14 protein-coding genes are annotated in these 11,195 nt (G+C 61.6%); 8 read left to right on the top strand and 6 right to left on the bottom strand.

The window, feature by feature from the left end; all coding sequences use genetic code 11:
- The first annotated feature begins 52 nt into the window (after nt 1–52).
- Entirely contained in the window at nt 53–628 is a 576-nt protein-coding gene (locus IF204_RS10830; protein WP_228069157.1) for an arylesterase, read from the top strand.
- Here IF204_RS10830 and IF204_RS10825 read toward each other — a convergent pair.
- Both IF204_RS10825 and IF204_RS10820 read right to left on the bottom strand, forming a co-directional pair.
- On the bottom strand, nt 622–1,161 hold the full coding sequence (locus IF204_RS10825) for a DUF4329 domain-containing protein (protein ID WP_194096911.1): 540 nt from the start codon (nt 1,159–1,161) through the stop codon (nt 622–624). The genes IF204_RS10830 and IF204_RS10825 overlap by 7 nt on opposite strands.
- Before the next feature lie 43 nt (nt 1,162–1,204).
- The gene (locus IF204_RS10820; protein WP_167635823.1) at nt 1,205–1,411 is read right to left on the bottom strand and encodes a cold-shock protein; all 207 of its coding nucleotides are present in this window, start codon (nt 1,409–1,411) and stop codon (nt 1,205–1,207) included.
- A 281-nt stretch (nt 1,412–1,692) separates the two neighbouring features.
- Here IF204_RS10820 and trxC point away from each other — a divergent pair, with 281 nt between their 5' ends.
- On the top strand, nt 1,693–2,118 hold the full coding sequence (gene trxC, locus IF204_RS10815) for a thioredoxin TrxC (protein WP_194096909.1): 426 nt from the start codon (nt 1,693–1,695) through the stop codon (nt 2,116–2,118).
- Here trxC and IF204_RS10810 read toward each other — a convergent pair whose 3' ends face one another.
- Nucleotides 2,119–2,325: a hypothetical protein gene (locus IF204_RS10810; RefSeq protein WP_194096908.1), complete on the bottom strand. Its 207-nt coding sequence runs from the start codon at nt 2,323–2,325 to the stop codon at nt 2,119–2,121.
- Between the two features lie 330 nt (nt 2,326–2,655).
- Here IF204_RS10810 and IF204_RS10805 point away from each other — a divergent pair, with 330 nt between their 5' ends.
- Genes IF204_RS10805 through IF204_RS10780 form a run of 6 tightly spaced genes read left to right on the top strand, consistent with a single transcriptional unit; the run spans nt 2,656 to nt 8,764 of the window.
- Nucleotides 2,656–3,132 (top strand): formate dehydrogenase subunit gamma, encoded by a 477-nt coding sequence (locus IF204_RS10805; protein ID WP_194096906.1) that lies wholly within the window; start codon nt 2,656–2,658, stop codon nt 3,130–3,132.
- Entirely contained in the window at nt 3,129–4,646 is a 1,518-nt protein-coding gene (locus tag IF204_RS10800) for a formate dehydrogenase beta subunit (RefSeq protein ID WP_194096904.1), read from the top strand. Before IF204_RS10805 ends, IF204_RS10800 begins: the two co-directional genes overlap by 4 nt.
- Complete coding sequence (locus IF204_RS10795; RefSeq protein WP_194096903.1) at nt 4,643–4,852, top strand: DUF4287 domain-containing protein; 210 nt, start codon at nt 4,643–4,645, stop codon at nt 4,850–4,852. The genes IF204_RS10800 and IF204_RS10795 overlap by 4 nt, the downstream gene beginning before the upstream one ends.
- On the top strand, nt 4,849–7,770 hold the full coding sequence (fdhF, locus tag IF204_RS10790) for a formate dehydrogenase subunit alpha (RefSeq protein ID WP_194096902.1): 2,922 nt from the start codon (nt 4,849–4,851) through the stop codon (nt 7,768–7,770). The genes IF204_RS10795 and fdhF overlap by 4 nt, the downstream gene beginning before the upstream one ends.
- A complete protein-coding gene (gene fdhD, locus IF204_RS10785) occupies nt 7,767–8,552 on the top strand; it encodes a formate dehydrogenase accessory sulfurtransferase FdhD (RefSeq protein WP_194096901.1) in 786 nt (261 codons plus the stop codon). The genes fdhF and fdhD overlap by 4 nt, the downstream gene beginning before the upstream one ends.
- Nucleotides 8,549–8,764, top strand: coding sequence for a formate dehydrogenase subunit delta (locus tag IF204_RS10780; protein WP_194096900.1), 216 nt, complete (start codon nt 8,549–8,551; stop codon nt 8,762–8,764). The genes fdhD and IF204_RS10780 overlap by 4 nt, the downstream gene beginning before the upstream one ends.
- On the opposite strand, the gene hypE is transcribed toward IF204_RS10780, so the two are convergent.
- Genes hypE through hypC form a run of 3 tightly spaced genes read right to left on the bottom strand, consistent with a single transcriptional unit; the run spans nt 8,761 to nt 11,194 of the window.
- Nucleotides 8,761–9,777: a hydrogenase expression/formation protein HypE gene (hypE, locus tag IF204_RS10775; protein WP_194096898.1), complete on the bottom strand. Its 1,017-nt coding sequence runs from the start codon at nt 9,775–9,777 to the stop codon at nt 8,761–8,763. The two genes, IF204_RS10780 and hypE, sit on opposite strands and share 4 nt — an antisense overlap.
- A complete protein-coding gene (gene hypD, locus IF204_RS10770) occupies nt 9,774–10,916 on the bottom strand; it encodes a hydrogenase formation protein HypD (protein WP_194096896.1) in 1,143 nt (380 codons plus the stop codon). The genes hypE and hypD overlap by 4 nt, the downstream gene beginning before the upstream one ends.
- Nucleotides 10,913–11,194: a HypC/HybG/HupF family hydrogenase formation chaperone gene (gene hypC, locus IF204_RS10765; protein ID WP_194096895.1), complete on the bottom strand. Its 282-nt coding sequence runs from the start codon at nt 11,192–11,194 to the stop codon at nt 10,913–10,915. Before hypC ends, hypD begins: the two co-directional genes overlap by 4 nt.
- Nucleotide 11,195 lies beyond the last annotated feature (1 nt).

Below are 11,195 nucleotides of genomic sequence, written 5' to 3'. Positions count from 1 at the left end.
TTGGCTACGCAATGGCGCGGCTGTAGTTTTGGCCCTGTGCACAGCGCCTGTGATGGCCGACACGATCACCGTTGCGGCATTGGGCGACAGCCTGACCCAAGGTTACGGCCTGCCGCGTGACGAAGGCTTCGTTCCCCAGATGCAGGAGTGGCTCACCGCGCACGGCGCGGATGTCGAAGTGCTGAACGCGGGCGTATCGGGCGATACCACCGCAGGCGGTCTCCGCCGTGTGGCGTGGACGCTAACCGATGACGTCGACGCGATGATCGTGAACCTCGGCGGTAACGATTTCCTGCGTGCGCTTGATCCGGCGAACAGCCGCCAAAACCTGCGCGGCATTCTCGAAGCGGCTCAGGAAGCGGACGTTGACGTGATGCTCGTCGGGCTGGCGATTTCCAACAACTACGGGCCGGATTACAAAGAGCAGTTCGAAGGCATGTACACCGACCTCGCCGCCGAATTCGACGTGCCGCTTTATCCCGACTACTTCGCCGCAATGAATGCATCCGGCCTGCCGCGCGAAGACCTGATGCAACGCGACGGCATCCATCCGTCGGCAAAGGGCGTCGCGATCACGGTAGAGGACTTGGGGCCGAAGGTGCTCGAATGGCTCGAGACCGTTCAGTGACGTTCCATCTTCACTAGCGCGCTGTAGGTGTAGCTCTGTTTGATGGAGCCGACAGGTTCGTCGATGAAGTTCGGGTCCTGCGGTAGGCACCCCGCGCCGCAGACCTGATAGGCCCGCATTTCGGACGAATCCACAAACCACATCCGCCCGCCCGGCGTTGCGATCCAGCCGTCTGTCCCCGATGCTTCGTCTGACTCCATATCGAGCGCCGAGGGCACTTCACTGTGGTAGTCAGGGCTATAGGTGCTGTGTGTGTGGAGCGACGCGATCACGTCCATCTTCGCTGACCGCACTGGCAGAATGCAGGTCGCTTCCGTGCCGACCGCGACACGGGTCAACATCAGCCGACCGTCAGGCCCATAGCCAATGTACGCGCAGAGCTCGCGTTCGAGGTCGAAGGACTGCTGCTGGATTTTCTGGAAGACTTTTCTTGCGAACAGCTGGATTTCGCTGCGCGGGGTATCGTCGGCTTGGCTGAATGTAATTCCAAGGCCGATAATCAGCAGGGACGTCAGTGTCGCGAGGCGTTTCATGGGCCCGAATTGTGACGGGCCCATAAATTTTATCAAGAGCTAATCAGATCAGTTCGAGGTTGATTGCCGACTCGCGACCATCACGGCCGGTCTGCAGTTCGAAGCTGACTTTCTGGTTGTCCTTCAGCTCTTCCAGGCCCGAGCGCTGGATAGCCGAGATGTGAACGAAGATGTCCTTCGCGCCACCATCGGGAGCAATGAAGCCGTAGCCCTTGGTTTGGTTGAACCATTTCACGGTGCCGGTTGCCATCGTGATTTCTCCTTAAAACGTTTAGTAACCCTCTCTCGCAGTATGCAGAAAGGTCGGCTCGTCAGTCCTTGCGTCTAACTGAAGCCGTGTCGGAGGCAGGTAGAAATAGGCAACTCGCACGGGGTACTATGATGATTGTTTATTCCACAATCAAGCGGGCTTGCGTGGGCAGTCTCGCGTTTCTCCTGTAGGTGTTGGGTATTTGCCGCTTTCGGCGGGGCACACTTGCGCTTTTCCGCCGAATACACATATGAAATGTGAAATGTATGACGGAGGCAACAATGGCCGGATTGAAAGTGACGTGTCTGGACTGCGGTCAGGTGAACCGCGTTCCGTCCGAGAAACTCGGGGCAGGACCCAAATGCGCGACCTGCGGGACCAAACTGATCAGCGACAAAGCGGTCGAGATCGACTTCGACACGCTGCAAAAAGCAGCGCGTAACGACGATCTTCCGCTGGTGGTGGATTTCTGGGCGCCGTGGTGCGGCCCGTGCCGCATGATGGCTCCCGAATTTTCAAAGTCCGCTCAGGCACTAACGGGCAAGGCGCGACTGGTCAAAGTCAACACCGAGGCAGAACCCAAAGCTGGCGCGAAGTACAATATCCGCGGCATCCCGACGATGGTCCAGTTCAAGGGTGGCCGCGAGGTGAAGCGTCAGTCCGGCGCCATGCCGTCCCGCGCAATCACGGATTGGGCTGGGACCTGATCAGCCGTTGATGCGGGCAAGAACACTGGCCGTTGCGCGAACGCGGCGGCCGCGCGCCTGCATGATCAACATGCTCAGAGGCGCAGTGATACCCGCGATCAGGTAGATCGAGAACGCGGCGACGACGCCGAGGTTCAGGAAAACGATTCCGGCAACAGCCAGACAAAGTCCGAGAAAGCTACCTGCAAGGAAAGTTACTAGGGCCATTTCAAAAACTCCACTCAACGATAACGATACAGCTTAAGATGTACTGGGCTTTCGTTACCGTTTTTTGACATCACGAAGTTTATTTACTGTTAGTGCCACTCACCGTTCACCCCGCCTTATCCGCTGTGGCCGTGCACCTATCCTCTTGGAATTGTGCAAATGACGTGCAGAGCGCCTGCTGGGGATGAATTACTACTTAAAATTGTAGGAATGCAGCCGAACCCGCCGCGAAACGATTCGTTATGATAGTTTGCACCTATCAAAGCACGGAAAAACGATATTGATTTGAAGATAACTCAGGTTCATTGAGACCCGATCAGGGAGTCTCGTATGAACGTTGTCACGCCAATGCCGTCGCAGGACGATATCAAGGATATCATCGCGCGCCACAGCCAGCTTGAAGGGCCGCTGCTGCCCATCCTCCATGACATCCAGAGCCAGTTCGGCCATGTCCCGCAAATGGCGGTGCAGGTGATCGCGGACGCTCTGAATATCGGCCGCGCCGAAGTGCACGGCGTCATCAGTTTCTACCACGACTTCCGCGAAGCTCCCGCTGGCCGCCACGTTGTGAAAATCTGCCGCGCAGAAGCCTGTCAGTCCGTCGGTGCCAACGCGCTCGCCGATCACGCCCTGAACAAACTCGGCGGCGAGTGGCACATGACCACGCCGAACGGCAACATCACCGTCGAGCCCGTCTACTGCCTCGGCCTCTGTGCCTGCGGTCCGGCTGTCATGGTCGATGGCCAGCTTGAGGGCCGCGTGGACAATGAACGTATCGACGAAATCCTGACGGAGTGCGGCGCATGAAAATCTACGTCCCCCGTGATGCCGCTGCAAAGGCGCTCGGCGCAGACCGCGTCGTCAAAGCTATCGAAGCCGAAATCGCAGAGCGCGGCATCGACGCCACCATCGTGCGCAACGGCACCCGCGGTATGATCTGGCTGGAGCCGCTGGTCGAGATCGAAACCTCCGAAGGCCGCATCGGCTATGGCCCCGTGACCCCTGCGGACGTCAAAGCCATCTTCGAAGGCGACAGCGACAAGGGGCTCGGCAATGTCGAAGAGATCCCGTTCTTCGCCCAGCAGAACCGCCTTACCTTTGCCCGCGTCGGCAAGATCGATCCGCTTTCCATGGCCGACTACGAAGCCCACGGCGGTCTCTCTGGCCTGCGCCGCGCGCTGACCCTGAATGGCGACCAACTCATCGACGAAATGAAAACCTCCGGACTGCGCGGTCGCGGCGGTGCGGGCTTCCCGACAGGCATCAAGTGGGACACCGTTCGCCTCGCTCAGGCCGAACAGAAGTACATTGTCTGCAACGCTGACGAAGGCGACAGCGGCACCTTTGCTGACCGCATGATCATGGAGGGCGACCCCTTCACCCTGATCGAAGGCATGGTGATCGCCGGTCTGACCGTCGGCGCGACCAAGGGTTACGTCTACATCCGTTCCGAATATCCCGACGCTATCGAAGTGATGTCCTCCGCCTGCGCCATCGCCCGCGACCACGGTCTGCTGGGCAATGTCGTGGGTTCGGGCAACACCTTCGACATCGAGGTTCGGGTCGGTGCCGGTGCTTATGTCTGCGGCGAGGAAACCTCCCTCCTCAACAGCCTCGAAGGCAAGCGCGGCACCGTCCGGGCCAAACCGCCGCTTCCGGCTCTCCAAGGCTTCATGGGTCGCCCGACGGTGGTCAACAACGTGATCTCGCTCGCGACCGTTCCGGTGATCTTTGAAAAGGGCGGCCAGCACTACGCCGACTTCGGCCTCGGCCGTTCCAAAGGCACCATGCCGATCCAGATCGCGGGCAACGTCAAATTCGGCGGCCTGTTCGAAACCGCCTTCGGGATGCCGCTCGGTGATCTCGTGAACAAAATCGGCGGCGGTACCGCCTCGGGTCGCCCCGTAAAGGCGGTTCAGGTCGGCGGCCCGCTCGGCGCCTACATGCCCGTGTCCAAGTTCGACACTCCCTTCGGATACGAGGAATTCGACGGGCAGGGCGGTCTGATCGGTCACGCAGGTATCGTGGTGTTCGACGACTCCGCCGATATGCTCGGCATGGCCCGTTTCGCGATGGAGTTCTGCGCGGTCGAAAGCTGCGGCAAGTGCACCCCGTGCCGCATCGGTGCAGTACGCGGCGTTGAAACCATCGACCGTATCGCCAAGGGCGACGGCGAGGCTGTCGAACTGCTGACCGACCTGTGCGAGACCATGAAAGACGGCTCGCTCTGCGCGCTCGGCGGGTTCACCCCCTATCCGGTGATGTCCGCACTCCAGAACTTCCCCGAAGAGTTTCAGGGCGTGAAGGAAGCAGCCGAATGACCGATGCCGTCAAAGGGCCTGCGTCCTACTTTCCGTCGATCGAAAAGAAGTACGGCCAGCCGATGAATCACTGGTTCGACATCGTCAAAGCCAACCGCGATCTCAAGCATATGGAGATCGTGTCGAAACTGAAAACCGAACATGCCATGGGTCACGGGCACGCCAACGCGATTGTGGCCTATGTCCTCAAAGGAGGCGCCGAATGAAGGACTTTATCATCCCGTGGGGCGATGACCGTGACCTCGGTACCCCTGCGTCGAAGTCGGACAAGACCGTCACCCTGAGCATCGACGGCTTTGACGTCACCGTTCCCGAAGGCACCAGCGTCATGCGTGCCTCGGCGCTGGCGGGCATCGACATTCCCAAACTCTGTGCGTCCGACAACCTCGAAGCATTCGGCTCCTGCCGTCTGTGCGTCGTGGAAATCGAGGGCCGCCGCGGCACGCCCGCGTCCTGCACCACGCCCGTTGCCGAAGGCATGGTCGTGCATACCCAGTCGAAAAAGGTCGCCAAGATCCGCAAGGGCGTGATGGAGCTCTATATCTCCGACCACCCGCTCGACTGTCTGACCTGCGCCGCCAACGGTGACTGCGAACTGCAAGATCAGGCAGGCGCCGTCGGTCTGCGCGATGTGCGTTACACCACGGGCGAAAACCACTACGACCCGACCGGAACGGGCGCGCTGTCGATGGCAGACGCCAAGCGCCGCGAAGGTCCGGGGAACCACCACTACATCCCCAAGGACGACAGCAACCCTTACTTCACCTACGATCCGGCGAAGTGCATCGTCTGCTCGCGCTGCGTCCGTGCCTGCGAAGAAGTGCAGGGCACCTTCGCGCTGACCATCGAGGGGCGCGGCTTCGAAAGCCGCGTGTCCGCCGGTGCTGTAGACGACACCTTCCTGACCTCGGACTGCGTGTCCTGCGGTGCCTGCGTTCAGGCCTGCCCGACCGCGACGCTTCAGGAAAAGTCGGTAATCGAGATGGGCACTCCGACCCGCTCCGTCATCACCACCTGCGCCTATTGCGGCGTTGGTTGTTCGTTCAAGGCAGAGATGAAGGGCGACCAGCTGATCCGCATGACCCCATACAAGCACGGCAAGGCCAACCGCGGCCATTCGTGCGTGAAGGGTCGTTTCGCCTACGGCTACGCTACCCACCAGGACCGCATCCTGAGCCCGATGATCCGCGAAAGCGTCGATCTGCCGTGGCAGGAAGTGTCGTGGGACGAGGCGCTGACCTTTGCCGCGAACAAGATGCGCGGCCTTCAGGAGAAGTACGGCAAGAAGTCGATCGGCGTGATCACCTCGTCGCGTTGCACGAACGAGGAAACCTACCTCGTGCAGAAGCTGACCCGCGCTGTGTTTGGCAACAACAACACCGACACCTGCGCCCGCGTCTGCCACTCGCCCACGGGTTACGGCCTCGGCCAGACCTACGGCACCTCGGCAGGTACGCAGGACTTCGACTCGGTTGAGGAAACGGATTGCGCGCTGATCATCGGTGCCAACCCGACCGACGGTCACCCCGTCTTTGCCTCGCGCCTGAAAAAGCGCATCCGTCAGGGCGCCAAGCTGATCGTCATCGACCCGCGCCGCACTGACATGGTGAAATCGAACCACATCGAAGCGGACCACCACCTGCCGCTGCGTCCGGGTACGAACGTTGCCATTGTCACCGCGCTGGCCCACGTCATCGTCACCGAGAACCTGATTGATGAGGCGTACATCCGCACCCGCTGCGACTGGGACGAATATCTGGCCTACGCCGATTTCGTCAGCGATAAGCGCCATTCGCCTGAAGCGGTCGAGATGCTCACCGGCGTTCCGGCGGCTGATGTTCGCGCTGCGGCCCGCACCTATGCGACCGCTGGCAAGTCCTCGATCTACTACGGCCTCGGCGTGACCGAGCACAGCCAAGGTTCGACCACCGTCATCGGTATCGCCAACCTCGCCATGCTGACGGGCAACGTCGGTATCAACGGCGCTGGCGTGAACCCGCTGCGCGGTCAGAACAATGTGCAGGGCTCGTGCGATATGGGCTCGTTCCCGCACGAACTGCCGGGCTACCGCCACGTCAAAAACGCCGATGTGCGTGAAGTCTTCGAGAACGCATGGGGCGTGCCGATTGATCCCGAACCGGGTCTGCGCATTCCCAACATGCTCGATGCGGCTGTCGATGGCACCTTCAAGGGCCTCTACTGTCAGGGCGAGGACATCCTCCAGTCCGACCCCGACACCAAACACGTCGCTGCGGGTCTCGCCGCGATGGAGTGCGTGATCGTCCACGACCTGTTCCTGAACGAGACCGCGAACTACGCGCACGTCTTCCTGCCGGGATCGTCTTTCCTCGAAAAGGACGGCACCTTTACCAACGCCGAGCGCCGTATCAACCGCGTGCGCAAGGTCATGGCGCCGATGAACGGCTATGCGGACTGGGAAGTCACTCAGCTGCTCGCCAACGCGATGGGCGCGGGCTGGACCTATACCCACCCGAGCCAGATCATGGACGAAATCGCAGCAACCACCCCGTCGTTCGCCAACGTGAACTACGAACTGCTGGAAGAGCGCGGCTCCATCCAGTGGCCGTGCAACGACGACAACCCCGATGGCACCCCGCTGATGCACGTCGACGGTTTCGTACGCGGCAAGGGCCGTCTGATCGTGACCGAATACGTCGCGACCGATGAAAAAACCGGCCCGCGCTTCCCGCTGCTGCTCACCACGGGCCGTATCCTGTCGCAGTACAACGTGGGTGCGCAGACACGCCGCACGGAGAACTCGGTCTGGCACGGCGAGGATCTGCTGGAGGTTCACCCGCACGACGCAGAGGTGCGCGGCATCAAAGAAGGCGACTTCGTCAAGCTCGCGTCCCGTTCGGGCGAAACCACGCTGCGCGCCACGATCACCGACCGCGTATCGCCAGGTGTGGTCTACACGACCTTCCACCACCCCGACACGCAGGCCAACGTGATCACCACGGACTTCAGCGACTGGGCGACCAACTGTCCCGAATACAAGGTGACGGCGGTTCAGGTGTCTCCGTCGAACGGTCCGACCGACTGGCAGGAAGATTACAACGCGCAGGCCGCCGCCTCGCGCCGTATCCTTCCGGCGGCAGAGTGACGCCGAGCAAATCCATAGCAGGCCAGAGATGGCAGGGCGCGTTGCAGGACATGCAGCGCGCTTTGCCCGAAGAAGCGCCCGTGGCCATCGTGTTCAACGGCACCACCCAAGCCGTGATGATGGCGACCCCCGACAAGCTGGAGGCTTTCGGGACAGGCTTTGCGCTGACCGAAGGCACGGTGAAATCCGTCGATGAAATCGAAAGCCTTGAGGTCATCGAACACGCGCAGGGCTTTGAGGTCCGCATGTGGATCAGCGATGACGCGGCCAAGCGGATGGAAGACCGCCGCCGCTCGATGCTCGGGCCTGTGGGCTGCGGGCTGTGCGGGATCGACAGTCTGGAGCAGGCGCTCCGGGAGTTGACAACTGTCAAAAATAACAAAGTGTTAACAGCGGAGGAGGTCAATCGCGCGACCGAAGAACTCCGCAAACATCAGCCGCTCCACGACCAAACCCGCGCGGTTCATGCTGCCGGTTTCTGGCGTGATGGCATTGTTGCTGTGTGCGAGGATGTGGGCCGCCACAATGCGCTCGACAAACTCATCGGGACTCTGATCCAGGAGAGTATCGACCCTGCGGACGGCGCGATTGTCCTGACCTCCCGCGTGTCGGTCGATATGGTCCAGAAGACCGTGATCGCTGGCGCGCCGATCCTGATTGCCGTTTCCGCCCCGACCGCCCACGCGGTGCGCGTCGCGGACCAAGCCAACCTGACCGTCGTTGCGCTCGCGCGCGGGGACGGTTTCGACGTTTACACCCATCCCGAACGGATAACCGCATGAAAACCGAAAAGATGGTCTACATGGCGAACCAGATCGCCACGTTCTTTTCCTCGCAGCCGACGGACCAGAAGGCCGAAGGCGTCGCGGCGCACATCAATGATTTCTGGGAGCCGCGGATGCGCGAGCAACTGCTGGCCCATTGCGAGGCAGGCGGCGAGGGCCTTTCGGACCTCGCGCTTGATGCCTGCAAACTGGTGAAGCAGCCCGCTTAACAGATCCGCGGAAGCTGCTCGCCCACGAGCATGTCGACGATGCGGCTGCCGCCGAACGCGGTGCGCATCGTGACGAGCGGATTGCCCGCCTTGGCCCGCCCGATGATGCGGGCCTCTTTGCCAGTGTCGACCGATTGCATGGCCGCGAGTGCGGCTTCGGCGTGCTCTTCGGCGACAAACAGCACCAGTGTGCCTTCGTTCGCGAGGTAGAGCGGATCGAGGCCGAGGATTTCGCAGGTGCCTTTGACCTCGGCGCGCAGGGGCAGGGCCTCCTCAATGATCTCGATGGCGCAGCCTGCGGCTTCGGCCATTTCATTCAGCGCAGAAGCAATCCCGCCGCGCGTCGCGTCACGGCAGGCACGCACAGGAACGGCGTTGCAGGTCGCCTCCATCAGATGCCCCAGCGCGGCGCAGTCGGATTTGAGGTCCGAGGTCAGCATCATGTCGCCCCGCGCCGCGAGGATCGTCGCGCCGTGATCGCCCAAGACGCCGTTGACGATCGCAACGTCGCCCGGCTGGATGTTGTCCGCCCGCAGATTGCGATCCGCAGGGATGACACCCACGCCCGATGTGGTGATGAAGACCTGATCGGCAGAGCCGCGCCCGACGACCTTGGTGTCGCCCGTCACAATTTTCACGCCAGCCTTGTCCGCCTCGGCCTTCATGCTCGCCACGATCCGTCGAAGGAGGGCGATGTCGGTGCCTTCCTCGATGATGAACGCGGCAGAGAGCCAGAGCGGTTTCGCACCGCCCACAGCAAGGTCATTGACCGTGCCGCAGACCGCGATCTTGCCGATGTCACCGCCCGGAAATTCAACGGGCGTGACGACATAGCTGTCGGTGGTGAAGGCCAGTTGCGCACCAGGCTGGAGGAGCGCGTCGTGCATCAGGCGAGCTTGGTCTTCTTTGCTCTCCGGCTCAAACGCGCAGGTGAACACCTCGGAAATGAGGTCGCGCATCGCTTTGCCGCCGCCGCCGTGTGACAGCGTGACCTTGGTATCGCGGAGCGTCATTCGGCAGCCTCCACAGCGCGGCGTCCACCGTATTGCCAGTAGGCCGCGCAGGCACCTTCGGAGCTGACCATGAGCGCGCCGAGCGGCATTTCGGGCGTGCAACCCTTGCCGAACTGCGGGCAGGCGGTGGGTTTGATGCGGCCGGTCATGACGGCGCCGCATTCGCAGCCTTCGGGTTCCTGAACATTGCGGGGGCCGGCGGCGTAGCCGATGCCGAATTTCTCTTCGGCGTCGAAGGCTTTGTATTGGTCGCGGATGCGCAGGCCGGAAGCGTCGATCTCGCCAAGGCCGCGCCATTCGAAGGACGGACGGCGTTGGTAGACGTCGGCCATCGCGGCGATGGACACGGGGTTGCCGTGCTCGGGCACGATGCGGGCGTACTGGTTTTCGATCTCGGCGCGGCCGTCGCGGATCTGGCGGAGCACCATCAGCACCGATTGCAGCAGATCGAGCGGCTCGAAGCCCGCGACGACCAGCGGCTTGCCGTAGTCCTCGGCGATGAAGTCATAGGGATGCACGCCGATGACCATCGACACGTGGCCCGGTCCAACGAAACCGTCGAGCACCATATGCGGGTCGTCGAGCAGCGCCTTGATCGGCTCAGGCACGGTGATGTGGTTGCAGAAGATGCTGAAGTTGTTCAGTCCTTCACGCGCGGCCTGCTGGATCGACAGAGCGGTCGACGGCGTAGTGGTTTCGAACCCTAGGCCGAAGAATACGACTTCTCTGTCAGGGTTGCGTCGGGCCAGTTCCAGCGCGTCTAGCGGGGAATAGACCATGCGGATGTCCGCGCCGTCCGCCTTGGCTTGCAGCAGCGATTTACGGGTACCGGGGACGCGCATAGCGTCACCGAAGGTGGTAAAAATAACATTCTCAAGCTCCGCTATTTCAACGCATTCATCAACTCGGGACATAGGTAGCACGCAAACGGGGCAGCCAGGGCCGTGGATGAATTCGATACCTTCGGGCGTCAGGCGATCAAGACCGTAGCGGAAGATTGCGTGGGTGTGGCCGCCGCAGATCTCCATGATGTGGACCGGTTTTTCCTTGGTCGCGCCGATCTCGTTCGTGACCTTTTCGATCTCGGCCAGCAGAACCTTTGCGGCTTTCGGATCGCGGAATTCCTCGACGTATCTCATTGCAGCGCCTCCTCGGTGCGGGCCATCGCTTCGAGCTCTTCTTGCGCTTCTCCGAGGTCGCGCAGGGCTTCGAGCGTTTTGGCGGCTTCGTCCTCGTCGATCAGCGCCATGGCAAAGCCGACGTGGATCAGGGCGTACTGCCCGACAAGATCGGCGGGGTCACCTGTCAGAACGGGGGCGTAGGACACCTCGCGTTTGACGCCGGACACATCGGCCATCGCCATCATGCGGGCTTCATCGGTAATGGCCACGATCTGGCCGGGGATACCAAGGCACATG

It is taken from the genome of Marivivens aquimaris, assembly GCF_015220045.1.
GTDB classification, from domain to species: domain Bacteria; phylum Pseudomonadota; class Alphaproteobacteria; order Rhodobacterales; family Rhodobacteraceae; genus Marivivens; species Marivivens aquimaris.
This window is presented reverse-complemented; position numbering and strand designations above follow the sequence as displayed.